General features: G+C 55.3%; 26 protein-coding genes. 16 read left to right on the top strand and 10 right to left on the bottom strand.

Annotation, left to right across the window (positions count from 1 at the left end; translation table 11 throughout):
- Nucleotides 1-39: 39 nt before the first annotated feature.
- The 9 genes from thpR to panD all read left to right on the top strand — a co-directional run bounded on the left by thpR (nt 40) and on the right by panD (nt 7,030).
- Entirely contained in the window at nt 40-576 is a 537-nt protein-coding gene (gene thpR / locus ABLU67_RS07875) for an RNA 2',3'-cyclic phosphodiesterase (RefSeq protein WP_014837425.1), read from the top strand.
- The gene (gene sfsA / locus ABLU67_RS07870) at nt 576-1,292 is read left to right on the top strand and encodes a DNA/RNA nuclease SfsA (protein ID WP_004098690.1); all 717 of its coding nucleotides are present in this window, start codon (nt 576-578) and stop codon (nt 1,290-1,292) included. The genes thpR and sfsA overlap by 1 nt, the downstream gene beginning before the upstream one ends.
- 164 nt (nt 1,293-1,456) lie before the next feature.
- Nucleotides 1,457-1,912 carry an RNA polymerase-binding protein DksA gene (gene dksA / locus ABLU67_RS07865; protein WP_004098689.1) on the top strand — a complete coding sequence of 152 codons (456 nt, stop codon included), beginning with the start codon at nt 1,457-1,459 and terminating at the stop codon, nt 1,910-1,912.
- Between the two features lie 60 nt (nt 1,913-1,972).
- On the top strand, nt 1,973-2,854 hold the full coding sequence (gluQRS, locus tag ABLU67_RS07860; RefSeq protein WP_014837424.1) for a tRNA glutamyl-Q(34) synthetase GluQRS: 882 nt from the start codon (nt 1,973-1,975) through the stop codon (nt 2,852-2,854).
- 51 nt (nt 2,855-2,905) lie between these two features.
- The gene (pcnB, locus tag ABLU67_RS07855) at nt 2,906-4,303 is read left to right on the top strand and encodes a polynucleotide adenylyltransferase PcnB (RefSeq protein ID WP_071846143.1); all 1,398 of its coding nucleotides are present in this window, start codon (nt 2,906-2,908) and stop codon (nt 4,301-4,303) included.
- The gene (folK, locus tag ABLU67_RS07850; RefSeq protein WP_025106514.1) at nt 4,300-4,779 is read left to right on the top strand and encodes a 2-amino-4-hydroxy-6-hydroxymethyldihydropteridine diphosphokinase; all 480 of its coding nucleotides are present in this window, start codon (nt 4,300-4,302) and stop codon (nt 4,777-4,779) included. Before pcnB ends, folK begins: the two co-directional genes overlap by 4 nt.
- 119 nt (nt 4,780-4,898) lie before the next feature.
- On the top strand, nt 4,899-5,690 hold the full coding sequence (gene panB, locus ABLU67_RS07845; protein WP_004098680.1) for a 3-methyl-2-oxobutanoate hydroxymethyltransferase: 792 nt from the start codon (nt 4,899-4,901) through the stop codon (nt 5,688-5,690).
- Nucleotides 5,691-5,701: 11 nt separating this feature from the next.
- Complete coding sequence (panC, locus tag ABLU67_RS07840) at nt 5,702-6,556, top strand: pantoate--beta-alanine ligase (RefSeq protein ID WP_025106513.1); 855 nt, start codon at nt 5,702-5,704, stop codon at nt 6,554-6,556.
- A 93-nt stretch (nt 6,557-6,649) separates the two neighbouring features.
- On the top strand, nt 6,650-7,030 hold the full coding sequence (panD, locus tag ABLU67_RS07835) for an aspartate 1-decarboxylase (protein ID WP_004098675.1): 381 nt from the start codon (nt 6,650-6,652) through the stop codon (nt 7,028-7,030).
- A 1-nt stretch (nt 7,031) separates the two neighbouring features.
- Here panD and ABLU67_RS07830 read toward each other — a convergent pair whose 3' ends face one another.
- The 4 genes from ABLU67_RS07830 to ABLU67_RS07815 form a co-directional block, all read right to left on the bottom strand.
- A complete protein-coding gene (locus ABLU67_RS07830; RefSeq protein WP_122117159.1) occupies nt 7,032-8,285 on the bottom strand; it encodes a polysaccharide deacetylase family protein in 1,254 nt (417 codons plus the stop codon).
- A gap of 57 nt (nt 8,286-8,342) precedes the next feature.
- Nucleotides 8,343-8,783, bottom strand: coding sequence for a PTS sugar transporter subunit IIA (locus tag ABLU67_RS07825; RefSeq protein WP_064374759.1), 441 nt, complete (start codon nt 8,781-8,783; stop codon nt 8,343-8,345).
- Nucleotides 8,784-8,904: 121 nt separating this feature from the next.
- Entirely contained in the window at nt 8,905-9,675 is a 771-nt protein-coding gene (locus ABLU67_RS07820) for an ABC transporter permease (RefSeq protein WP_004098668.1), read from the bottom strand.
- Nucleotides 9,672-10,598: an ABC transporter ATP-binding protein gene (locus tag ABLU67_RS07815; protein WP_004098667.1), complete on the bottom strand. Its 927-nt coding sequence runs from the start codon at nt 10,596-10,598 to the stop codon at nt 9,672-9,674. The genes ABLU67_RS07820 and ABLU67_RS07815 overlap by 4 nt, the downstream gene beginning before the upstream one ends.
- A gap of 107 nt (nt 10,599-10,705) precedes the next feature.
- Between ABLU67_RS07815 and can the strand changes: the two genes are divergently transcribed.
- The gene (gene can / locus ABLU67_RS07810; RefSeq protein ID WP_004098666.1) at nt 10,706-11,368 is read left to right on the top strand and encodes a carbonate dehydratase; all 663 of its coding nucleotides are present in this window, start codon (nt 10,706-10,708) and stop codon (nt 11,366-11,368) included.
- A gap of 51 nt (nt 11,369-11,419) precedes the next feature.
- Here can and hpt read toward each other — a convergent pair whose 3' ends face one another.
- Nucleotides 11,420-11,956 carry a hypoxanthine phosphoribosyltransferase gene (hpt, locus tag ABLU67_RS07805; RefSeq protein WP_014227950.1) on the bottom strand — a complete coding sequence of 179 codons (537 nt, stop codon included), beginning with the start codon at nt 11,954-11,956 and terminating at the stop codon, nt 11,420-11,422.
- A 203-nt stretch (nt 11,957-12,159) separates the two neighbouring features.
- Between hpt and ABLU67_RS07800 the strand changes: the two genes are divergently transcribed.
- Complete coding sequence (locus ABLU67_RS07800) at nt 12,160-14,550, top strand: glucose/quinate/shikimate family membrane-bound PQQ-dependent dehydrogenase (protein ID WP_122117158.1); 2,391 nt, start codon at nt 12,160-12,162, stop codon at nt 14,548-14,550.
- A gap of 100 nt (nt 14,551-14,650) precedes the next feature.
- Here ABLU67_RS07800 and cueO read toward each other — a convergent pair whose 3' ends face one another.
- Nucleotides 14,651-16,252 carry a multicopper oxidase CueO gene (gene cueO, locus ABLU67_RS07795; protein WP_186006611.1) on the bottom strand — a complete coding sequence of 534 codons (1,602 nt, stop codon included), beginning with the start codon at nt 16,250-16,252 and terminating at the stop codon, nt 14,651-14,653.
- Between the two features lie 146 nt (nt 16,253-16,398).
- On the opposite strand from cueO, the gene ABLU67_RS07790 reads away from it, so the two are divergent.
- From ABLU67_RS07790 to speD, 5 genes are all read left to right on the top strand, one after another.
- A complete protein-coding gene (locus ABLU67_RS07790) occupies nt 16,399-16,746 on the top strand; it encodes a YacC family pilotin-like protein (protein WP_014227947.1) in 348 nt (115 codons plus the stop codon).
- 343 nt (nt 16,747-17,089) lie between these two features.
- Entirely contained in the window at nt 17,090-17,509 is a 420-nt protein-coding gene (locus tag ABLU67_RS07785) for a hypothetical protein (RefSeq protein ID WP_025106509.1), read from the top strand.
- Nucleotides 17,506-19,269, top strand: coding sequence for an FKBP-type peptidyl-prolyl cis-trans isomerase N-terminal domain-containing protein (locus ABLU67_RS07780; protein ID WP_122117860.1), 1,764 nt, complete (start codon nt 17,506-17,508; stop codon nt 19,267-19,269). Before ABLU67_RS07785 ends, ABLU67_RS07780 begins: the two co-directional genes overlap by 4 nt.
- A 165-nt stretch (nt 19,270-19,434) precedes the next feature.
- On the top strand, nt 19,435-20,298 hold the full coding sequence (speE, locus tag ABLU67_RS07775; RefSeq protein WP_004098658.1) for a polyamine aminopropyltransferase: 864 nt from the start codon (nt 19,435-19,437) through the stop codon (nt 20,296-20,298).
- Between the two features lie 14 nt (nt 20,299-20,312).
- Nucleotides 20,313-21,107 carry an adenosylmethionine decarboxylase gene (gene speD, locus ABLU67_RS07770; protein WP_004098656.1) on the top strand — a complete coding sequence of 265 codons (795 nt, stop codon included), beginning with the start codon at nt 20,313-20,315 and terminating at the stop codon, nt 21,105-21,107.
- A 23-nt stretch (nt 21,108-21,130) separates the two neighbouring features.
- Here speD and ABLU67_RS07765 read toward each other — a convergent pair whose 3' ends face one another.
- Genes ABLU67_RS07765 through ABLU67_RS07750 form a run of 4 tightly spaced genes read right to left on the bottom strand, consistent with a single transcriptional unit; the run spans nt 21,131 to nt 25,105 of the window.
- Nucleotides 21,131-21,901 carry a DeoR/GlpR family DNA-binding transcription regulator gene (locus ABLU67_RS07765; protein WP_032748007.1) on the bottom strand — a complete coding sequence of 257 codons (771 nt, stop codon included), beginning with the start codon at nt 21,899-21,901 and terminating at the stop codon, nt 21,131-21,133.
- A 9-nt stretch (nt 21,902-21,910) separates the two neighbouring features.
- Complete coding sequence (locus ABLU67_RS07760) at nt 21,911-22,894, bottom strand: D-threonate 4-phosphate dehydrogenase (protein ID WP_014227943.1); 984 nt, start codon at nt 22,892-22,894, stop codon at nt 21,911-21,913.
- On the bottom strand, nt 22,884-24,155 hold the full coding sequence (locus ABLU67_RS07755; RefSeq protein WP_102803133.1) for a D-threonate kinase: 1,272 nt from the start codon (nt 24,153-24,155) through the stop codon (nt 22,884-22,886). The genes ABLU67_RS07760 and ABLU67_RS07755 overlap by 11 nt, the downstream gene beginning before the upstream one ends.
- Nucleotides 24,152-25,105, bottom strand: a complete 954-nt coding sequence (locus tag ABLU67_RS07750; RefSeq protein WP_025106505.1) for a 2-keto-3-deoxygluconate permease 1 — start codon at nt 25,103-25,105, stop codon at nt 24,152-24,154. The genes ABLU67_RS07755 and ABLU67_RS07750 overlap by 4 nt, the downstream gene beginning before the upstream one ends.
- Nucleotides 25,106-25,210: the final 105 nt, after the last annotated feature.

Below are 25,210 nucleotides of genomic sequence, written 5' to 3'. Positions count from 1 at the left end.
CATTGTAGCATCCCGGTAATTCATTACCGAGTCTCTATCATGTCCGAGCCGAAAAGGCTGTTTTTCGCCATTGAACTTCCCGGGGACGTTCAGCAGCAGATCGTGCACTGGCGCGCCGCCAGCTTTCCCGGCGATGCGGGTCGACCGGTGGCGGCGGCTAACCTCCATCTGACGCTGGCGTTTCTTGGCGAGGTGAGCGCGGACAAGCAGCGGGCGCTGTCAGCGATGGCCGGACGGATCCGCCAGCCGGGCTTTACCCTGACGCTTGACGATGCCGGGCAGTGGCTGCGTTCGCGGGTAGTGTGGCTGGGCACCCGTCAGCCGCCGCGCGGGGTGCTGCAATTAGCGAATATGCTGCGCGCCCAGGCCGCCCGCAGCGGCTGCTATCAGAGCCCGCAGCCGTTTCATCCGCATATCACCCTGCTGCGCGACGCGCGCCACGCGGTGCCGATTCCGCCGCCCGGATTTAGCTGGGCGTTTGCGGTCAACGAATTTGTGCTCTACGAATCCAGCTTTAGCCGCGGGCGCACCCGCTATCAGGCGCTGGAACGTTATCCCTTCGACAAGGAAAGCTGATGCTGTTCACTCCTCCCCTGCAGTCCGCCACCCTGGTTAAACGTTACAAACGGTTTCTCGCCGACGTGGTCACCCCCGACGGCCGCGAGCTGACCCTGCACTGCCCCAACACCGGCGCCATGACCGGCTGCGCCGCGCCGGGCGATACCGTCTGGTATTCCACCTCAGATAATCCTAAGCGTAAATATGCCCACACGTGGGAATTAACTGAAACCGTAGAGGGCGCGACAATTTGTGTTAATACTCTACGTGCTAACACGTTGGCAAAAGAGGCGATTCTGGCAGGAAATATTCCCGAGCTTTTGGGCTATAACACGCTGAAAAGCGAAGTGAAGTATGGTGATGAAAGCAGCCGCATTGATATTCTGTTACAAGCAGATGACCAACAAAACTGCTATATTGAAGTGAAATCGGTTACGTTGGCGGAAAAGGAATACGGTTACTTCCCCGATGCGGTTACCGCACGCGGTCAGAAGCACCTGCGGGAGCTAATGAGCGTGGCGGCAGCGGGCGATCGGGCGGTGATTTTGTTCGCCGTGCTGCACTCGGCGATAGACCGTTTCTCACCCGCGCATCATATTGATGCCAGATACGCACAGCTATTGATTGAGGCGCAAAACAAGGGGGTGGAAATTCTCGCCTACAAGGCGGAACTTTCTACCGAGATGATGACTCTGAATAAGCCGATTACCGTGGTGTTAACCCCCGGTAAATAAACGGCTAAATAGTATTCGGGTCGCGAGCGCAAATACGCTTTTCCTCACAGGGTTGTCAAGTGTAACGTTTAGATAATTGCTATCCGGAAAAGCATCTGCTATTTATAGCGGCCTGATTTTTCCCCCAACACGGGGATCGATAGTGCGTGTTAAGGAGAAGCAACATGCAAGAAGGGCAAAACCGTAAAACATCGTCCCTGAGTATTCTCTCCATCGCTGGGGTGGAGCCGTACCAAGTGAAGCCGGGCGAAGAGTATATGAACGAAGCCCAGCTGGCGCACTTCAAGCGCATTCTTGAAGCGTGGCGTAATCAACTTAGGGATGAAGTGGATCGCACCGTAACGCATATGCAGGATGAAGCTGCTAACTTCCCGGATCCGGTAGACCGTGCCGCTCAGGAAGAAGAGTTCAGCCTGGAGCTGCGTAACCGCGACCGCGAACGTAAACTGATCAAAAAGATCGAGAAAACGCTGAAAAAAGTCGAAGACGAAGATTTCGGCTTCTGTGAATCCTGTGGCGTTGAGATTGGTATCCGTCGTCTGGAAGCGCGTCCGACCGCCGACCTGTGCATTGATTGCAAAACGCTGGCGGAAATTCGCGAAAAACAGATGGCAGGCTAATCACTTCGCTGACGCATCTCTGGCGGGAGCTTTCTCCCGCCCTGATGCTTTAGTCATACGATGACAGATTCCCACTACATCGGGCGCTTTGCCCCCTCACCTTCCGGCGAACTCCACTTCGGCTCATTGATTGCCGCGCTTGGCAGCTATCTGCAGGCTCGGGCACAGAACGGTATCTGGCGCGTGCGCATTGAAGATATCGATCCGCCGCGTGAAGTCCCCGGCGCCGCCGAGACTATTCTTCGTCAGTTAGAGCACTTCGGCCTGCACTGGGACGGAGAGGTACTCTGGCAGTCAAAACGCCACGAAGCCTATCGTGAGCGCCTGGCCTGGCTACGCGAGCAGGGCCTCTGCTACTACTGCACCTGCACCCGCGCGCGTATCCACGCTATTGGCGGCCTTTACGACGGCCACTGCCGTGATTTACGCCTCGGCGCGGAAAACGCCGCTCTGCGCCTGCGGCAAACGCGTCCGGTCCTTGAATTTTATGACCAGTTGCGCGGTACGATCGTCGCCGACGAGCCTCTGGCGCGTGAAGATTTTATTATCCACCGTCGCGATGGGCTGTTCGCCTATAATCTGGCGGTGGTGGTGGACGATCATTTTCAGGGCGTCAGCGAAATCGTCCGCGGCGCCGATCTTATCGAGCCGACGGTGCGGCAAATTTCGCTCTATCAGCATTTTGGCTGGCAGGCGCCGGACTATATCCATTTGCCGCTGGCCCTCAACGCGCAGGGCAATAAACTGTCGAAGCAAAACCACGCTCCGGCGTTATCTACAGGCGATCCGCGCCCGGAAATTGTGCGGGCGCTAACGTTTCTTAATCAGGATGTCATTCAGGAATGGCAGACGCTGAGCATTGAGGATTTACTCAAGTACGCGGTAGCGAACTGGCGGCCGGAGCAAATCCAGCATTCTCAAATGCGTTCTGCTGAGCTATGATTAGCCGCTATTTTTTTGTCCTGAAGTCCGTCTGACACTACGAGGTGTACCATTTTTACCCGAGTCGCTAATTTTTGCCGTAAGGTGCTAAGCCGTGAAGAGCGCGAGGCAGAAGCCGCCGTCGAACAACTACATATGACGGTTATCCCGCGCGAGCAGCATGCAATTTCCCGCAAAGATATCAGTGAAAATGCCCTCAAGGTCATGTACAGACTCAATAAGGCGGGCTACGAATCGTGGCTGGTCGGCGGCGGCGTACGCGATCTGCTGCTGGGCAAAAAACCCAAAGATTTTGACGTCACCACCAACGCCACGCCGGAGCAGGTGCGTAAGCTGTTCCGCAACTGCCGTCTGGTCGGCCGTCGCTTCCGCCTGGCGCACGTGATGTTCGGGCCGGAAATTATCGAAGTCGCGACCTTCCGCGGCCACCATGAAGGCCACACCACCGATCGCGTCACCTCCCAGCGCGGCCAGAACGGCATGCTGCTGCGCGACAACATCTTCGGTTCGATTGAAGAAGACGCCCAGCGTCGCGACTTTACCATCAACAGCCTCTATTACAGCGTGGCGGATTTCACCGTCCGCGACTACGTCGGCGGCATGAAAGATCTGCAGGATGGCGTCATCCGGCTGATCGGCGATCCGGAAACCCGCTATCGCGAAGATCCGGTGCGCATGCTGCGCGCGGTGCGTTTTGCGGCGAAGCTCAGTATGAGCATCAGCGAAGAGACCGCCGAGCCGATCCCGCGCCTGGCGACGCTGCTGCACGATGTACCGCCGGCGCGCCTGTTTGAAGAGGTGTTAAAACTGCTGCAGGCCGGCGACGGCTATCAAACCTATATTCTGCTGCGCGAATATAATCTGTTCCAGCCGCTGTTCCCGACCATTACCCGCTACTTCACCGAGCGCGGCGATAGTCCGATGGAGCGCATCATCAGCCAGGTGCTGAAGAATACCGATAACCGCATTCGCAACGATATGCGCGTTAACCCGGCGTTCCTGTTCGCGGTAATGTTCTGGTATCCGCTGCTGGAAACGGCGCAGAAAATCGCCCAGGAAAGCGGGCTGGCCTACTACGACGCCTTCGCGCTGGCGATGAACGACGTGCTGGACGAAGCCTGCCGCACGCTGGCGATCCCGAAACGCATCACTACTCTGGTGCGCGATATCTGGCAGCTTCAGCTGCGGATGTCCCGCCGTCAGGGCAAACGCGCGTGGAAGCTGATGGAGCATCCCAAATTCCGCGCCGCCTACGATCTGCTGGAGCTGCGCGCCGGCGCCGAAAACAGCAGCGAACTGCAGCGTCTGACCAAATGGTGGGGCGAGTTCCAGGTCGCCGCGCCGCCGGATCAGAAAGATATGCTGGATGATTTAGGCGACGATCCGGCTCCGCGCCGCCGCCACCGTCGTCCGCGTAAACGCGCGCCGCGCCGCGAAGGCAGCGCATGACGCTCGCTTATATCGCTATCGGCAGCAATCTGGCCTCGCCGCTGGAGCAGGTCAACGCTGCCGTTAACGCGCTGGCGGAGATACCGGACAGCCGGGTGATAAGCGTTTCCTCTTTCTACCGTACGCCGCCGCTGGGGCCGCAGGATCAGCCTGACTACCTCAACGCCGCCGTGGCGCTGGAGACGTCTCTCGCCCCAGAGGCGCTGCTCGACCACACTCAGCGCATTGAGCTGCAGCAGGGCCGCACGCGTAAAGCTGAACGCTGGGGACCGCGCACGCTGGACCTCGACATCATGCTGTTCGGCAATGAGGTGATTAACACCCCGCGGCTGACCGTGCCGCACTACGATATGCAAAACCGCGGCTTTATGCTGTGGCCGCTGTTTGAAATTGCGCCTGAGCTATGTTTCCCCGACGGTTTGGCATTGCGCGACGTGCTGGCCAATCTCGGCGCGGAAAAACCCGCGAGCTGGTAATACCCCTTCATTTTTTAGCAATTACGGCGATCGTGGTAATCGGTTGCCTAAAACCATTGCCCCCCTGAATGCGGCTGCTAGAATGCCGGTTAAAATGACTTTCATCATCAGGAAACGTTATGAAACCGACCACTATCGCCCTGCTGCAGAAATGCAAACAGGAGAAGAAACGCTTCGCCACTATCACCGCCTACGACTACAGCTTTGCAAAGCTGTTTGCCGATGAGGGTATCAACGTGATGCTGGTCGGCGATTCGCTGGGCATGACGGTGCAGGGCCACGACTCCACCCTGCCGGTGACCGTAGAAGACATTGCCTATCACACGCGCGCGGTGCGCCGCGGAGCGCCCAACTGCCTGCTGCTCGCCGATCTGCCGTTTATGGCTTACGCCACGCCGGAACAGACCTTCGAGAACGCCGCCATCGTGATGCGCGCGGGAGCCAATATGGTCAAAATCGAGGGCGGCGCATGGCTGGCGGACACCGTGAAAATGCTTGCCGAGCGCGCGGTGCCGGTGTGCGGGCACCTCGGTCTGACGCCCCAGTCGGTGAACGTCTTCGGCGGCTATAAAATTCAGGGCCGCGGCGATGCCGGACAAGTTCTGCTGGATGACGCGCTGGCGCTAGAAGCGGCGGGCGCACAGCTGCTGGTGCTGGAGTGCGTACCGGTCGAGCTGGCGAAACGCGTCACCGAGGCGTTAACCATCCCGGTGATCGGCATCGGCGCGGGCAACGTCACCGACGGGCAAATCCTCGTCATGCATGACGCATTCGGCATCACCGGCGGCCATATTCCCAAATTTGCCAAAAATTTCCTGAGCACAGCGGGCGACATGCGCGCCGCGGTACGGCAATATGTTGCCGAAGTGGAGTCCGGCGTCTATCCGGGCGAAGAACACAGTTTCCATTAAGGAGTGTTGTTGTGCTGATTATTGAAACCCTGCCGCTGCTGCGCCAGCATATCCGTCGTTTACGCCAGGAAGGCAAGCGCATTGCGCTGGTTCCCACCATGGGCAACCTGCACGATGGTCATATGAAGCTGGTTGATACCGCCAAAGCCAGCGCGGATGTGGTGGTGGCCAGTATCTTCGTCAACCCTATGCAGTTCGACCGCGCCGAGGATCTGGCGCGCTATCCGCGTACCCTGCAGGACGATTGCGAAAAGCTGAACAAGCGTAAGGTCGATTTTGTCTTTGCCCCTGCCGCGGCGGAAATCTATTCGCACGGCCTCGAAAATCAGACTTACGTGGATGTTCCGGGGCTGTCGACGATGCTCGAGGGCGCCAGTCGTCCAGGCCACTTCCGCGGCGTTTCCACTATCGTCAGCAAGCTGTTCAACCTGATCCAGCCGGACGTCGCCTGCTTCGGCGAAAAAGACTTCCAGCAGCTGGCGCTGATCCGCAAAATGGTGGCCGATATGGGCTACGACATCGAGATTATCGGCGTGCCGATTATGCGCGCGAAAGATGGGCTGGCGCTCAGTTCGCGCAACGGCTATCTCAGCGCAGACCAGCGCAAAGTTGCGCCGGGGCTGTATAAGGTGATGAATGGCGCGGCGGAGAAGCTGGCGGCCGGCGAGCGCAATCTTGACGAGATTATCGCGATTGCCGCGCAGGAGCTGAACGAAAAAGGCTTCCGCGCCGATGATATCCAGATCCGCGATGCCGACACGCTGCTCGACCTGACGGAAAACAGCCAGCGCGCGGTGATCCTGATGGCGGCATGGCTCGGCGAAGCGCGTTTGATCGACAACCAGATAGTGGCGCTCGTTCGGTAGACACGGGTTAAAAATCGGGCAATACTGCCTGGAATTTCCTCAAGGCGGGCGTCACGTCCGCTTTGTTATCGTTAAGCTTTAAAGGTAGACGTTATGATTCGTAATATGCTGCAGGGCAAACTCCACCGCGTAAAAGTCACGCAGGCCGACCTGCACTATGAAGGCTCCTGCGCTATTGATCAGGATTTCCTGGATGCGTCCGGCATCCTTGAAAACGAGGCTATTCATATCTGGAATGTGACCAACGGTAATCGTTTCTCCACCTACGCCATCGCCGCGGAGCGCGGTTCGCGAATTATCTCCGTGAACGGCGCGGCGGCACACTGTGCGAGCGTCGGCGATATTCTGATTATCGCCAGCTTCGTCACCATGCCTGACGAAGAAGCCCGCACCTGGCAGCCGAAAGTGGCCTATTTCGAAGGCGAAAACGAAATGAAGCGCCAGGCCAAAGCTATTCCGGTGCAGGTTGCCTGATCTACCCCTGCGGCTGGTTGCTTATCAGCCGCGACATTGTCTCCAGCGAATCCGTTCTTAATATATACAGCCTTTTCAACAAGAACGGATTATCGCCCGGCTTTACCTTCCCTCTCACCGTAGTCACCGCCAGATGAAAACCGGCGTCGTTGGCGGCCTGGACCGCCTTAGCGTTATAGCCGCCAAACGGATAAGAGAGATACAGTACGTGGGGGTTAAACTGTGCCAGCGCCCGCCGCGAATGCGCAAAATCAAACAGAATATTGTGATAGCTGCGGCTGAGGAGAATCGGATGACGTTCAGCATCAACCCGATGCAGGAAATGGGTATGCGACTGCACGTCAAAGACGTCCTGGATCTGTTTTAGCTCGGAAATACTCATAAACTGCAGCGATTTCGGCGCCCATTTCTGCGGATGGCGCTTGATGCGCGACGAGATAATAAACGCCGTGGCGTGAAAGCCATACTGTTTGAGGATCGGGTAGGCATAGCGGTTGACCGACTTCAGCCCATCGTCAAAGGTGATCGCCACCGCACGCGCCGGAAGATTCACTTTATTACGCAGATAACCTTCCAGTTGATACATGCTGAGCGTGATGTAGCCCTGGTCGCGTAGCCAGGTCATCTGATTGCTGAAGGCGCGCACGGAAGTCGTCGTTGAGGTATGGCGAAAGCGGGTATTTTCTTCATCACGCAGGATATGGTGATAAGTCAGTACTGGGATGCCGTTATCTTCTTGCGCATCCAGACTGCTCACCCACGCCAGGCGGTTGCCGATACGAATCTGAAACCAGGTTTGATTAAGCCGATCTTTGAGTTTGCTGATAATCGGATAACGCAAATTATTCGCCAGGGTGCCAAATGGCGCGCTGCCCACGGCGGGGGCATCATAGATTGGCGTATCTTTCCAGGTAATGAGATTTTGGTTGCTTAGAGGCTTATGCAGATCGCCAAGGCTATCCTCCACCCGCTGCTTACCCTGTACCGGCCCCAGGTGGCCTTTATCGATAAAGCCGGTCGCAAAGCCAAAATTAAACTCATAGTAATCCGCCGCCGTCGGTACTACCGCCAGAATTTGCCCTGCCCGCACGTTGCCGACGCTCACCACCTGATTGCCAACCTGCGCCCAGATATCCGCATCTTCGGTCGTTTGCATATAACGTGCCGGCACACCCTGCTGGCTTAACAGGCTGGCAGAGGCGCTTAGCGCCGTGAACAGGAGGAGTAAAGCAAGAATTCGGGCAAACATGCGCATCGAGCCGGTAGACAAGAACTGCCGTCATTGTAACAAAAGCCTCATCAATACCAACGCTTAATTCCCGTACGGCTCATGCAGTAGTCGAAAAGGCGGATTTTTTTGCTGCTGATGCCAGAGGCTGCTCACCGCCGGGCCTCCGGCGCTGACAATGGCGTGCCGGAAGGCTTCGCTGCTCAGGTTCTGGCGCAGCAAATACATGCTTTCCAGTAATGGATAGTCGATCCCGGAAATCACTTCACAGTGGGTGTGCTTATGGCTCAGCAGCGCCGCCACGCGATAAGGCGCCGCGCCGGTATTATCGGTCAGAAAAATGACCCCGTCTCCGCCGTCCGTCTCGTGCAGCGCGTCGCACATCATGCGGCTCAGCATATTGCTGCTGAGATTACGCCAGTAGTTGACCGCCCGACACTGCGTCAGCGGCCCAAACTTTTTCTCCAGACGATCCAGCATCTCCTGCGCCAGTTCGTCATGACAGGTAATCACCCAACCTAACATCGCCCACCTCCTTAGCAGGCAAACAATGTAGCAAGGGAAGAGATGAATATCGGTGATGACAATCAAAATTGTTTGCCGGCGCTTCGCTGAACGGGGCAGCGAAGCGCAGTGGTTGGCTAAATTAGCTGCGAAGCCCGCGTCCGCGCTGGATCAGATACCAGCACAAGAGATAAAACGCGACGATAAACACCACCAGCACGCCGAAGGTGGTGGCGAGCGGAACATCGTTAATGCCGAGGAAACCGTAGCGGAAACCGCTGATCATGTAGACGATCGGGTTCAGATGCGACAGCCCTTGCCAGAACGGCGGCAGCAGGGTCAGCGAATAAAAAACCCCGCCGAGATAGGTCAGCGGCGTTAGCACGAAGGTCGGAATAAGGCTGATATCGTCAAAGGTTTTGGCAAACACCGCATTCAGCAGACCGGCCAGCGAAAATAGCACGGCGGTCAGCACCAGGGTCAGGGCGACGAATATCCATGAGTGAACCTGGAACGGTACGAAAAACAGCGAAATCGCCGTCACCAGAATCCCGACGCACAGACCGCGGGCAACGCCGCCGCCCACATAGCCGGCGATAACCACGTGGGTGGGAACCGGCGCGACCAGCAGTTCTTCAATATTGCGCTGAAATTTCGCGCTGAAGAAGGAGGACGCCACGTTGGCGTAGGCGTTGGTGATCACCGCCATCATAATCAGGCCCGGCACGATAAACTGCATATAGGTGAAACCGTGCATTTCACCGATGCGCGAGCCGATCAGATTGCCGAAAATAACAAAGTAGAGGGTCATAGTTATGACCGGCGGCACCAGCGTCTGGATCCAGATACGCATAAAGCGATGGATCTCTTTGGTCCAGATGCTTTTCAGCGCGACCCAATAAAGCTGCATCATGCTGATTCTCCTTTCCGGTCATGGACCAGCGTGACAAACAGCTCTTCCAGACGGTTAGCTTTGTTACGCATACTTAATACCTGTACGCCCTGCGCGCTTAACTGAGTAAATACGCTGTTAATCCCCTGCTCACGCAGCACCTCAACCTCCAGCGTCGACGTATCAACCAGACGATACTGATAGCCTTCCAGTACCGGTAATGGACTCTTAGGTGCCAGATCGAGAATAAAGGTTTCCGATTTCAGTTTGGAAAGCAGCGACTTCATCGAGGTGTTTTCCACCAGCTCACCGTTCTGAATAATGCCAATATTGCGACACAGCATCTCGGCCTCTTCCAGATAGTGGGTAGTGAGGATAATCGTCGTGCCTTTATCGTTGAGATCTTTCAGGAAGCCCCACATCGAACGACGCAGCTCGATATCCACTCCCGCCGTGGGTTCATCAAGAATCAGCAGCTTCGGCTCGTGCATCAACGCGCGGGCAATCATCAGGCGACGCTTCATGCCGCCGGAGAGCATCCGCGCGCGTTCGTTGCGTTTTTCCCAAAGATCGAGCTGTTTAAGGTACTTTTCGCTACGGGCGATCGCTTCTTTGCGCTCGACGCCGTAGTAGCCCGCCTGGTGAATCACAATCTGCTGCACGGTTTCGAACGGGTTAAAGTTGAACTCCTGCGGCACCAGGCCGAGCTGGCGCTTGGCGTTCACCACATCCTTTTGCAGGTCATAGCCAAACACGTTGACCTCGCCGGAGGTTTTATTCACCAGCGAACTGATAATGCCGATAGTGGTGGATTTTCCCGCGCCGTTTGGCCCCAGGAGCGCGTAAAAATCGCCCGCCTCAACCTGCAGATCGATTCCGCGCAGCGCCTGAACCCCGCCGGGGTAGGTTTTTTTAAGCTGTTTTAATTCCAGAGCAATGGTCATTAAATGTCTCTTCTCGTGTCGTGACACGCGATGGGTTGTTTTAAAAAATGTGAGGTTAACCTATATTAGCGCAACGCACTTACTTGGTTACAGGCCCGTAAACATCCATGAACGATATAGATACACTCATCAGCAACAATGCACTATGGTCAAAAATGCTGGTGGAGGAAGACCCCGGTTTCTTTGAGAAACTGGCACAGGCGCAGAAGCCGCGCTTTCTGTGGATTGGATGTTCAGATAGCCGCGTCCCCGCTGAACGTTTGACCGGCCTGGAACCTGGCGAGCTGTTTGTACACCGTAACGTCGCCAACCTGGTGATTCATACCGATCTGAACTGTCTTTCCGTCGTGCAGTACGCGGTCGACGTACTGGAAGTTGAACACATCATCATCTGCGGCCACTACGGCTGCGGCGGCGTGCAGGCGGCGATTGAAAATACCGAGCTTGGCCTTATCGACAACTGGCTGCTGCATATTCGCGATATCTGGTTTAAGCACAGCTCGCTGCTGGGGGAAATGCCCGAAGAGCGCCGCCTTGATACGCTGTGTGAATTGAATGTGATGGAGCAGGTTTACAACCTTGGCCATTCAACGATTATGCAGTCGGCGTGGAAGCGTGGACAGAAGGTGACAATTCACGGCTGGGCCTACGGCATTCACGATGGCATGTTACGCGATCTGGACGTGACCGCCGTCAGCCGCGAAACGCTGGAGCAGCGCTATCGCCAGGGCATTTCCAACCTTAAAAGCAAGCACGTCAATCACAGATAATTCACGCGCCCCTCTTAACTATCCCGGATAAGCCGGGATAGACACTCCGCATTACTCGTCCAGCAGCGTCACTTTGCCGATATACGGCAGGTGGCGATAGCGCTGAGCATAGTCGATACCGTACCCCACCACGAACTCGTCCGGGATCGCAAAACCGACAAACTCAACCGGCACCTTCACTTCGCGGCGGCTTGGCTTATCGAGCAGCGTACAAATCGCCAGCGATTTTGGTTCACGCAGGCTGAGGATTTCACGCACTTTTGACAGCGTATTGCCAGAGTCGATGATGTCTTCCACGATCAGCACATCTTTACCGCGGATATCTTCATCCAGGTCTTTGAGGATTTTGACGTCACGGGTGGTGGACATGCCGCTGCCGTAGCTCGAGGCGGTCATGAAATCCACTTCATGGGGTACCTGAACCTCACGGCACAGGTCGGCCATAAACATAAATGAACCGCGTAATAGCCCCACCAGCACCATTTCGCTGCCGCTATCTTTGTAATGTTCATTAATTTGACGACCGAGCTCAGCGATACGGGCTTTGATCTCAGTTTCCGGGATCATCACTTCTACAGTATGTTTCATAAAACTAACCATTTGATTCTTAATGTAAATCATCAAAGCCGCTGCGATTGCACCGACGTTGACCGGCAAGCCACGCAGTATACCAGTAAAAAGAAATATGCGATGCAGTGATTAATAAAGCCCATTTTGTGATTCCGATCACACTTGTTAAATCCTATAATTAATTGCAGTTAAAAAATTAACAAACAAACGAGTGTCCTTCTATGGCAGAAACAAAATCTCAACAATCACGGCTACTCGTGACGCTGACGGCTCTTTTTGCAGCGTTCTGTGGCCTGTATCTTTTAGCGGGCGGGGCCTGGCTGGTCGCTCTTGGCGGCTCATGGTACTACCCTGTCGCAGGCCTGGTCATGCTTGGCGTCACCGTCATGCTGTTCCGCGGAAAGCGTTCTGCGCTTTGGCTGTACGCCGCGCTGCTGCTTGCCACTATGATCTGGGGCGTATGGGAAGTTGGTTTCGACTTCTGGGCGCTGACCCCGCGTAGCGACATTCTGGTCTTCTTCGGCATCTGGCTTATCCTGCCGTTTGTCTGGCGCCGCCTGCCGATTCCCTCCTCTGGCGCGGTTGCCGGGCTGGTTGTCGCCCTGCTGATTAGCGGCGGTATCCTGACCTGGGCCGGCTTCAACGACCCGCAGGAAGTCAACGGTACGCTGAGCGCTGATGCAACGCCAGCGGCCCCCATCTCCGACGTAGCCGATGGTGACTGGTCGGCGTATGGCCGCAATCAGGAAGGCCAGCGCTACTCGCCGCTGAAGCAGATCAACGCCGATAACGTGAAGAACCTGAAAGAAGCTTGGGTCTTCCGTACGGGCGATCTCAAGCAGCCTAACGATCCGGGTGAAATCACCAATGAAGTCACGCCGATTAAAGTGGGCGACACGCTTTATCTGTGTACCGCTCATCAGCGCCTGTTCGCGCTTGACGCGGCCACCGGTAAAGAAAAGTGGCATTTCGATCCGCAGCTCAACGCTGACCCCTCTTTCCAGCACGTGACCTGTCGCGGCGTTTCATATCATGAAGCCAAAGCGGATAACGCGCCGGCGGATGTGGTTGCCGACTGCCCGCGTCGGATCATTCTTCCGGTCAACGATGGTCGTCTGTTCGCCCTCAATGCCGAAACCGGTAAGCTGTGTGAGTCCTTTGCTAATAAAGGCATTCTCAATCTGCAAACCAACATGCCTGTCACTACGCCGGGTATGTATGAACCAACATCACCGCCGATTATTACCGACAAAACTATCGTCATTGCCGGCGCCGTGACCGATAACTTCTCCACCCGCGAGCCGTCGGGCGTTATCCGCGGCTTTGATGTGAATACCGGTAAACTGCTGTGGGCCTTTGACCCGGGCGCGAAAGATCCCAACGCGATTCCTGATGATGAACATCATTTCACGCTGAATTCACCAAACTCCTGGGCGCCTGCGGCCTATGACGCGAAGCTGGATCTGGTCTACCTGCCTATGGGCGTAACCACCCCGGATATCTGGGGCGGCAACCGTACGCCTGAACAAGAGCGCTATGCCAGCTCCATCGTGGCGCTGAACGCGACGACCGGTAAACTGGCGTGGAGCTACCAGACCGTTCACCACGATCTGTGGGATATGGATATGCCGTCGCAGCCGACGCTGGCGGATATCGACGTCAACGGTAAAACCGTGCCGGTGATTTACGCTCCGGCAAAAACCGGTAATATTTTTGTCCTCGATCGCCGCAACGGTGAACTGGTTGTCCCGGCGCCGGAAAAACCGGTTCCGCAAGGGGCGGCGAAAGGTGACTACGTCGCGAAAACTCAGCCGTTCTCCGACCTGAGCTTCCGTCCGAAGAAAGACCTGACCGGCGCGGACATGTGGGGCGCCACCATGTTCGACCAGCTGGTGTGCCGCGTTATCTTCCATCAGCTGCGCTACGAAGGGATTTTCACCCCGCCGTCAGAACAAGGCACGCTGGTATTCCCGGGTAACCTGGGGATGTTCGAATGGGGCGGCATCTCCGTCGATCCGAACCGCCAGGTGGCGATTGCTAACCCAATGGCGCTGCCGTTTGTCTCAAAACTGATCCCTCGCGGCCCAGGTAACCCGATGGAGCAGCCAAAAGACGCCAAGGGTTCCGGTACCGAAGCCGGTATTCAGCCACAGTACGGTGTCCCTTACGGCGTTACGCTTAATCCGTTCCTGTCACCGTTTGGTCTGCCCTGCAAACAGCCAGCCTGGGGCTATATCTCCGCGCTGGATCTGAAAACCAACGAAGTGGTGTGGAAAAAACGTATCGGTACGCCGCAGGATAGCCTGCCGTTCCCGATGCCGGTTAAGCTCCCGTTCACAATGGGTATGCCGATGCTGGGCGGTCCAATTTCGACGGCCGGCAATGTGCTGTTTATCGGCGCGACCGCGGATAACTACCTGCGCGCGTACAATATGAGCAACGGTGAAAAATTATGGCAGGCACGTCTGCCGGCAGGCGGCCAGGCGACGCCGATGACCTATGAAGTGAATGGCAAGCAGTACGTTGTCATCTCTGCGGGCGGTCACGGTTCGTTTGGCACGAAGATGGGCGACTATATCGTCGCTTATGCTTTACCGGACGACGCGAAGTAAAAAACAGAAGGCCCGGTTTCCGGGCCTTCTCTCTATGGTACGTCTCTCTCTTTTCTATCGAAGCAAGCCACACGCCTCGCCCTTAGACGGGAAGCGAATTCTACACCGTAAATCCCAGCATCATTCCCGTATCTTCATGCTCCAGCAGATGGCAGTGCGCCATATAGGCATGCTCTTTCGGCGCATCGTGATCAAATTTCACCAGCACTTCACTGACATCGCCTTCAACCCTGACGGTATCTTTCCAGCCGCTCCTGTGGGGTGCCGGCGCTTTGCCGTTTTCGGACAAAATACGGAACTGAGTGCCGTGAATATGGAACGGATGCAGCATCATGTCGCCTTTGCCAGAAATCACCCACCGCTCATACTGCCCTTTCGCCGCCGCAAACAGGGGAACATTCATATCAAAGGCTTTACCGTTGATCCGATTCGCATTATGGAAATCAAACGCCTTATTACCGTGCTTCATCTGCGCCGTGCCGCCATGATTCATGCTTCCCATGTCACCGTGGTTCATATTGTTCATATTCCCCATCTCTCCGTGATTCATCATCATGCCATGGTCCATGCCGGACATGGCCTGGTCGCCATATTTTTGCATCAGCGCCTGCATGCCCATCATATCGAGCATCGGATCCATCGAGAGCTGCAAAGTACGCTGAGTCAGGCCCTGAAGCGAGGGCAGCGCTGGCATAGCGGCCAGCACATCCGGCAGCTTACCGGAAGCCTGGATAGTCAGCGGCTGCACGCGTAACACTGGCTGCGGCCGATCAAACGGAGCGATCGCCATCCCCATCTGGTTGACCGGGAGCGTAATTAAATCGAAGGGCTTCCCGTCAGTGGTATCTACCAGCACTTCGAAACGCTCGCCCATCAGCACCGGCAGCGCGTTAACTTTCACCGGCTCAGCCAGGAGACCACCATCGCTTGCCACGACGTACATGGGCCGCTTATCGCTGGTGGCGAAATTCAAAGAACGCGCATTACAGCCGTTCAGCAGACGTAAACGTAGCCAGCCGCGAGGCGCAGCGTGCTCCGGGTACAGCGCGCCGTTAGTGAGCAGCGTATCGCCAAACCAGCCCACGGCTGCGCTCATAATATCGAGCTGATAATCAATCTCTCCCGCTGAGGTGAATTTTTTATCCTGCACAATCACCGGGACATCATCAATTCCCCACTGCTTTGGCAGGAGCAGCTTTTCGCTTTCTGCATCAGAAATCAGCACCAGCCCTGCCAGCCCCATCGCGACCTGTCTGCCGGTTTTACCATGCTGATGGGGATGGAACCAGCAGGTCGCCGCCCGCTGCGTTGGGGTAAAGGTCACCGTGCGGGAGCCTCCGGCGGCAATCACGCCCTGGGGACCGCCGTCCACGGCGCCGGGAACCTCCAGACCGTGCCAGTGCACGGTGGTCTCCTCCGCCAGACGGTTATGAATGTCGATGGTCGCCTCCTCACCCTGCTTAAGCTGTAGGGCCGGGCCCAGCAGATTGCCGTTATAGCCCCAGGTGGTCGCCAGATGAGGGCCGAACTGCGTTTTTCCAGCCTGAATGATTAACGAGATGCGATTACGCGCGTCGGCGGTAAGCAGTTCGGGTACAGGCAAAGATGGGCGGCTGGCGGCAAAAACCGAGCGGCTCCATAGCGGCAATGCGCTGGCCACGCTGACCGCAGCGGTTAGTTTAAGAAACTCACGACGTTGCATTTTCACATCCTTTTTATTCTGCTGGTGAATAATTGAGCTTAAACCCTCCCCCAACAGGAAGGTCAAGCAGAAGAGTAAGAATAAAGCTCGGCGCACTGTAATGAAGTGTGCTAACTTTGTTTGTCCGTGATTCAATGGTAGAAAAAATGAAGACGCTTTTCAGAACAATAGTGCTTGGCAGCCTGCTGACTCTCTCCGCCAATAGCTATGCATTAAGCGAGTCCGAAGCGGAAGATATGGCTGATTTAACGGCAGTATTCGTCTTCCTGAAGAACGACTGCGGTTATCAAAATCTGCCTAACACGCAGATTCGCCGTGCCCTGGTCTTTTTTGCTCAGCAGAATCAATGGGATTTAAGCAATTACGACAGCTTCAATATGAAAGCGCTCGGCGAAGATAGCTACCGGGACCTTAGCGGAATCCAGATTCCCACCACTAAAAAATGCAAAGCGCTGGCCCGCGATTCGCTTAGCCTGCTCGCTTACGTGAAATAACCCCCTTCATTTCATAATACGGTAGCCGTGCGAATACGGCTATGACGCCGCATAATAATAGCAATTCAATTAACAACAGCACTTAATTTATATCTCAATTCATAGAATTCAATGATAATTCATTAAGCATTCAACATATTAATATATACCCTAAATAATTAGAGTTACTTGAAGGCGGCAAGGGGTAAGCGAGCGTAGCCAACGCATAAGCAGCGTGAAATATGACGGGTATAACTAATATTAAAAGTACGCCATCAAAAATCATAAACTCTATTATTGCATTCTTCTTTTTCGCACACTATTATCGCCCGATAACACCTCTTTTTATCAATGGAATGAAACCTTGAACAGATCCTTATTTACAAGCATAGCCCCTCTGGCCCTCATTTTATTAGCGGGTTGTAATTCAATACAACCCAGGCAATCCGCCGGATTAGTGAAACCCTTATCTGAGTCGACATTAAGCCAACAGCAAACCGAACAGCAGAGAATCGCCGATGAGCAAGCGCGTTTAGACACTTGCCGTAAAGCGCTGGAGTCGCTGAAAGAAGTGAACCCCAAACAGGCGGACAAACTCGGCAATGAGTTCACTGCCCTGCTTAGCGCGGCATCACAATATAATTCTGTGCGCAGTAAAGTGGCAGAACCGACAAAACAGGGGATCGATTCGATGTACCAGTTCAAATCAATCAAGCTGTGCGCTGATATTGAAAAGGAGCTGATCGATAGCCTTGTTAAACGTGGTGAAAATGTTCAGCCATGAACGGGAAAATAGCCAAAAACTTCAATCCGGTATCGCTGGCAGCAGTTTTTGTGCTGGCGCTATCGCCGGATGCCTATGCGGAAAAAGACGCCCTTATCAGCGTCACGGCGAGCTCAAATAGCGATGCCTCAGGCCCGGCATTTTTAAATTATGCTAAAGAGCAGCAGGCGCAAAAAATCAGCGAGCCGGTAAAGCCCGTTGAGGAGAAAAGCAATAATACAAAAACAACGAATAAAAAAACCGTCCTGAATACCCATGAAGTTTCCCGTCAGGCTGCAATCATTGCTCAAAAAGATAAACTCATCCGCCAACTTCGGCAGCAGCTTGATGTGAAGCCGGCCACGGTGAACGCCGAAGCAGACAACCAAAAAGCGCTGAAAGATAAAATTCAGCTGCTTGAGAAAAAGTTAGCGACTGCCGTAGCCGAAAAACAACAATTAATAGATAACGCGCTATCCGCCGCGGCTGAAATAAAACAGATCGAGGGCCAGCGTAATGCCACAGAAAATAAAACGCTGCAGCAGGAAAAAAGAGTGGCATTAGTAGAATCCGCGAAACAAAAAGTTGAGCTTCAGCTGGCTGAGGCAACCGCCGAAAAGCAATCCCTGCAGCAGAAGCTCGCGGCGCTGGAAACAGAAAAGCAAGATACGCTCTCAAAGCTGGCGGCGGCCGCAGCGGAGAAACAAGCGCTCACCGGTAAGTTCACGACAGAGGCGAAAGAGAGGCAAGCTCTCGCAACAAGGCTCGCTGCTGCAGAGGCAGCTCAGCAGGAAATGCTAACAAAACTCGCCGCGGCTGACGCCGCACAGCGGGCGCTGCAAACGAAACTGGATGCGTCTCAAACCGAGCAGAAAGCAGCGATAGCGAAGCTCAACGCCAGTGAAGCGGAAAAAACAGATTTAACGACAAAGCTGGCGGCCGCGGCAGTAGAAAAACAGGCGCTCACGGCTAAACTGGACGCCGTTATCATCAGTACGCCGCAGACGTCCCTTCAGGCGGATGCTGGCCGTCAGCAGGCCGGTCAGGACAACGCCCTACAGCAGGCCAGCGCCGATGAAATTACCCGGCTAAAGGCCAGGCTTGCTGACGCCAAGGCGAAAAAGCCGCTGGCTATCGACTTTGCAAAAGAGCCTCTGCGACAGGCTTACGCTATCGGTGTATCGATGGGCGAGGAGGTGCTGCAGCTCTTATCTACCCGGGCATCTCAGGGCGTAAAAACCAGTAAAGATACCGTTTTACAGGGGATTATGGATTCTTTTTCAGGGGATATCGCCCTTGATGAGAAAGCGCGCAATAAAGCCTTATTCGATGTGTCTAAAAAAGTCTTTCAGAACCTAAAGAAGCTCGAACAGCAAACCCTTAGCGAAGGAAAGAAATATCAACAAAACTTCGCGAAGCAAAAAGGGGTGGTATTGAAAGACGGCATTTACAGTCGCATAGATTATGCCGGCAAGGGCAAGATTCTCGACAGCGATATCGTTACCGTCACTATCAAGGAAACGCTTACCGATGGAACCGTCATTAACGATATGGAAGCGGAGGGGAAAGTCTGGTCCCAGCCTCTGAAATCTTATCCTCCCATCTTCCTTGGGCCACTCAAGCGGCTGGGAAACCACGGAGCGATAACGGTCGTGATCCCCCCCAATCTCGCCTACGGCAGCGAAGGCAAGCCGCCTAAAATCCCACCGGGAGCGACCATGGTATATACCGTCAGAATCGTTGACGCCACTGCGGCAGAACCACAGGCTAAAAAACCCTGATCCTGGCGCCTCCCATCGGGGAGGCGCTTTCCCCTCTTTGTGAACGGGTAATGCCCCACGCTTCATTTGCTGAAATATCCACCGTGCATCATCTTCTATAGTTGGCTATGATGTTGCGCTCATTTTTGATGGGTGTAACAGGTGTTAACAAAGGAGGATCTGCCCGTGGCCGATAGCAATCTGTGGCATGAAACGCTGCACGACCATTTTGGTCAGTATTTCAGCGTTGATAACGTTCTGTATCATGAGAAAACCGATCATCAGGATTTAATTATTTTCGAAAACGCAGCCTTTGGCCGCGTGATGGCGCTGGACGGCGTGGTACAAACCACCGAACGTGATGAGTTTATCTACCATGAAATGATGACCCATGTTCCTCTGATGGCCCACGGCCAGGCGAAACATGTGTTAATTATCGGCGGCGGCGATGGCGCCATGCTGCGCGAAGTCTCCCGTCACCGCAGCGTCGAAACCATCACCATGGTAGAAATTGACGCTGGCGTGGTTTCATTCTGTCGCCAGTACCTCCCCAACCATAACGCGGGTGCGTACGACGACCCGCGCTTTACCCTGGTGATTGACGATGGCGTCAATTTTGTTAACCAGACGGCGCAAACGTTTGATGTCATTATCTCCGACTGCACCGATCCTATCGGTCCCGGCGAGAGCCTGTTTACTTCCGCCTTCTATGAAGGCTGCAAGCGCTGCCTCAACCCAGGCGGGATCTTCGTCGCTCAGAACGGAGTCAGCTTCCTGCAACAGGATGAGGCCGTCGATAGCCATCGCAAGCTCAGCCATTACTTTAGCGACGTAAGCTTCTATCAGGCGGCGATTCCCACCTACTACGGCGGCATCATGACCTTCGCATGGGCCACGGACAACGAAGCGCTGCGCCATCTTTCCAGTGAAATCATCCAGGCCCGTTTTCACAAGTCGAACCTGAAGTGCCGTTATTACAATCCGGCCATTCACGCGGCGGCATTTGCTTTACCGCAGTATTTACTGGATGCGCTATCCACCGTTAAGTAAGGAGGTGATCTAAATTGAAAAAATTGAAGCTGCACGGCTTTAACAATCTGACCAAAAGCCTGAGTTTTTGCATTTACGATATCTGCTACGCAAAAACGGCAGAGGAGCGCGATGGCTACATCGCCTATATTGACGAACTCTACAACGCCAACCGCCTGACGGAAATTTTGTCAGAGACCTGTTCGATTATCGGCGCCAATATTCTTAACATTGCCCGCCAGGATTATGAACCGCAGGGCGCCAGCGTGACGATCCTGGTCAGCGAAGAGCCTGTCGATCCGCAGCTTATCGATCAGACAGAACACCCGGGTCCGCTACCGGAAACCGTGGTGGCGCATCTCGATAAAAGCCATATCTGCGTTCACACCTATCCGGAAAGCCATCCTGAAGGCGGACTGTGCACCTTCCGCGCCGATATTGAAGTCTCAACCTGCGGGGTCATTTCACCGCTGAAGGCCCTGAACTATCTGATTCACCAGCTAGAATCCGATATCGTCACGATTGATTATCGCGTTCGCGGTTTTACCCGCGATGTGAACGGCATGAAGCACTTCATCGATCATGAAATTAACTCCATTCAGAACTTCATGTCCGAGGATATTAAGTCTTTGTATGACATGGTGGACGTGAACGTTTATCAGGAAAATATTTTCCATACCAAGATGTTGCTTAAGGAGTTCGACCTTAAGCACTATATGTTCCACACGAAGCCAGAAGATTTGAGCGAAGAGGAGCGTAAGGTGATTACCGACCTGCTCTGGAAAGAGATGCGCGAAATCTACTACGGACGCAATATCCCGAGCGTGTAACACCGTATCGGCTGGCGGTATCCTTAACGTTCAGGCTGTACCAGCGTAAGGGCAACGGACTGCGCTTTCAGCTCAGCCTGAACGGGAAGAGGCAACCCCCCATCGGTAATAATGTCAGTGAAGCGGCTCAGCGGAGCGACGTTGAACAGCGAGTGGGCGCCATATTTGCTGCTGTCGGCCAGTAAGATCTTACGCTGGGCGTTGGCAATGATCTCCTGCTTCAGCCCCGCCTTTTCTTCCGTCGGCGTCGTCACGCCCTTTTCCACGCTCCAGCTGTTACAGCTCATAAAAGCGATATCGGGATAGACGCTACGTAACATCTTACGACCAAACTCGCCGATACAGGACTGGCTGCTGTCATCAATGCGGCCACCGACGATGGTCACTTCTATCTGGCGGAACTCGGATAAAAACAGAGCGATATGCAGATCGACTGTGATCACCCTGAGCGGAAGATGGGTCAGGCATTTTGCCAGCTCCAGCATGGTGGTGCCGGCATCCAGTACCACCGCGTCGCCCGCCTGCACCATCGAGGCGGCAAAACGCGCAATCGCCCGCTTTTCCGCAGGCGATCGTAGCTGCTTTTCATTGGTGGTAGGCTGAGAAGGCTCAAAGCGCCGCAGGGCAACACCGCCGTGGCTGCGGCTGATCACGCCCTGCTCATCCAGTTTGATCAGATCGCGTCGTATCGTTGCAGGCGATGCTTCTACCGCATCCACCAGCTGTTCCACGGTCACCAGCGTATGATTTTTCAAATACGCCACAATCTTATCCAGACGGTGTTGTCCTTTCATAACAGGAAATTACGCCAGTTGCATTGCCAGTTTAATCGATACGGCCATGCTCTCAGATTTTGCTTTTCCCGTCCAGGCTATATCAAACGCGGTGCCGTGATCGGCAGAGGTGCGGATGAACGGCAGACCCGCGGTGATATTCACCCCATCGTAGAAGCCAAGCAGTTTGAGCGGAATATGTCCCTGATCGTGGTACATCGCCACCACCATGTCATATTGCCCCTCGTACGCCTGTAGAAACACGGTGTCCGGCGGGCAGGGCCCGTAAACATCGATTCCCTTCGCTTTCATGTTTTCAATGGCCGGCGACACAATGCGTATTTCTTCATCGCCAAACAGACCGTTTTCGCCCGCATGGGGATTGACCCCGGCAACGGCAATGCGCGGCTGGGTGAAGCCTACGCGTTTCAGGAAGCGATCCGCGATGCCGATGACCGTCTCCACGCGCTGGCCATTAAGCGTATCGAGGAACTTACGCAACGCAATGTGGGTCGAGACATGAATGACCTTCAGCTTGTCGGTGTAGAGCACCATGGCGTAATCGCGGCTTTCAGTCAGCGTCGCCAGCAGCTCGGTATGACCAGGATAATTGTGCCCGGCCAGATGAAGCGCTTCTTTATTCAGCGGTGCGGTCGCGATGGCGTGTACGTCGCCTTTCATCGCCAGCGCCGTCGCCCGCTTCACGCAGCGGTAGGCCAGATCGCCCGCCTGGGCCTGCACTTTACCCGGCTCCAGCGCGTCCGGCTGGGCCAGCGGCTCGTCGATGACATGAATCACGCCTGGAGCAAATCGCGCCTCCGCGACCTCGGCGATCGCGCGAAAGGTGACGCCTTCCGCCAGCCCTTTGTCCTGCAGACGTTTCAGGGTTTTCAGACACCCGACCACCACCAGCGGCGCGCCGTTGAGCTCGTCTTCACAAAGCGCTTTGACAATAATTTCCGGACCGATGCCCGCCGGGTCGCCCATCGTAATCGCAATTGTTTTAGTTACCACTGTACATCTCCTCAATAAAATAAAGCGCATCACAAAGGGTGCTGTCTGAACCGAATCCGCCGGCTTTAGTGATAACCGGCAGATCGTCGATTTCACTGTTAACGAACGTCCCGCAGGGAATACAGGGCGCCACCTCACTCTGAATGCGATAGCCTTCCGCCCCGAGCGCGGCGGCGACCGCGGTGGCGATATCTCCTCCGGTCAGGAACAGCCCGCCAATACGAGCCTGTTCGATAATGCGCAGCGTAATCATTCCGAGGCGTTCGCTAAGCATCTCACCGAGCTGCTGGCGGCTTACGCCAGCCTGAGCGCACAGGCCATCGATCATCTGCCGATCGTCCGCACTCCGGCTGGTACGTAAAATGGTGTGCTGCTGGCGACTGAGCAGCGCACAGGCCTGTTCAACCGCCGCGGCCATTTCCTGCTCGTACTGCGCCGAGGCCAGCCGCGAGGCGTCAATATCCACGACGCTGGCGCGCGCCTGGCAGAGCGCTTTTTCAACCTGCCGCCGCGTGGCCTCGCTCATCGATCCGGCCACCACCAGTACCGGTAGCTCCTGCTTTTCCTGCATGAAGGTGCTGACCGGTAGCGCGTTCGCCAGCCCGGCAGCGCCAACCAACAGCGGCATCTCCTTTTGTTCACAAATAGCCTGGGCAATCAGCAACAGATCGCGATCTTCCACGGCATCCACCACCACCATGCACTCCCCCTCGGCTGAAAAAGCCGTCAACAGGGCGCTCAATTGCCCCCGACGAACGTCTTCGAGCGACACTTCATGAACCGGGATATCGCTTTGCAGGGCGATCAACGTCGCAATTCGCGAGGAGATAATGGGCGTTTTCGGATCGCTGGCGAATTCGGTTTCCAGCAGTGGCGTACCGTTGACCAGGCATAATCCGTCGCGGGTGGTGCGCCCGGCTGCGGGGATAGCCGCCGCAATTACGGCCAGCTTCCGGTTTGCAGCACGCATTGCCGCCGTCACTTCAGCCCCCACGTTGCCGCGGAAAGTAGAGTCGATTTTCTTGTAAACCAGCGGACGCGCATCACCATCGCACCACGGCGCTAACGCCTGCGCTACCGCTTTCCCGGCCTCAGCTGCAGGCATCGCACGGCTTTCGGTGTTGATCACCAGCACATCAGCGCGACGCGAAGGTTTTTGATCCGGCGTTAGCATCACTTCCGTGCGCGCCCCCTTCTTTGCCAGCTGCACGCCGGTATCGTTAGAACCCGTAAAGTCGTCGGCGATAACGATCATTTTCATGCTTTTTTCTCCTCTGCAACCTGACGCGCTTGCTTCTTAGCCACCCATGAGGTGAGGACCGGCGTCAGAATCGCGGTGGTGATCACCGATGCGGCAATCAGCGGCGCGGCCGCGGCGGCAACCTCTGCCAGAGAGGGATCGGCCTGGGCAATCGCCAGCGGCGTCGCCACGGCGTTTCCGGCGGTACTGGACGCCGCCGCGCCGGCAATCCCGGTTCCGCCCACCAGACGGTCGGCACGAATGTTAAAGAAACCGCCGATAAAGGTCGTCAGCACGCCGAGCAGAATGCCCGCCAGACCGCCCTGTAGCAGCATTTCAAGGTTGATCCCTGCGCCCAGCGCAAAAGCGAAGAACGGAATCAACAGCGGGCCGCCTTTGGTCAGGAAGTCGCGCATGTTGGGATCGAGGTTACCCAGGATCATTCCCACCACCAGCGGCACCAGCACGGCGACCAGCGCCATAATGGGAATGTTGGCCATCCCCGCCGCACCCAGCGCGATCATCGTAAAGAATGGCCCGTCATTCAGTGACAGGATGGAGATCGCTCCCACATCACGCTCGTTACCAAACTCGCCAACCAGCGCGGCGTAAAGCCCGCCATTCGAGTTACTCATCGCAGCGATGATCGCCACGCCGCTTAAGCCGAAGATCCCTTCAGCACCAAAGAGCTGTTCCACGCCGAGGCCAATCGCAATGGCGATCAGGAGTTTGGTCAGCGTAATGGTACCGCCCTGCAACAGCGCCTGTGGCGCTGCCTTGACGCTAATTCCCGCCCCCATGCAGAGCAGGAAGGCGCCAATCAGCGGCGCTGCGCCGTTTTTAAACAGCGCGGTGGTGAACCCGCCGATCTCAAGCGCTTGCGGGGCAAAGGTATTGATAATGGCGCCGATCACCAGTGGCACAACCATCATGCCGCCAGGTACACGTTCTATAGCCTTTTTGATGTTCATGGTCTTCCCGCCTGTTGTTATGCTGTGATTAAATAAAATCATAAAGATTATATTCAATCAAATAAACTTCACAAACGCGCCAGATCACAGTTTTAAAATGATTAA

The sequence above is a fragment of the Klebsiella sp. GN_Kp190 genome (assembly GCF_040061795.1).
GTDB classification, from domain to species: domain Bacteria; phylum Pseudomonadota; class Gammaproteobacteria; order Enterobacterales; family Enterobacteriaceae; genus Klebsiella; species Klebsiella michiganensis.
This window is presented reverse-complemented; position numbering and strand designations above follow the sequence as displayed.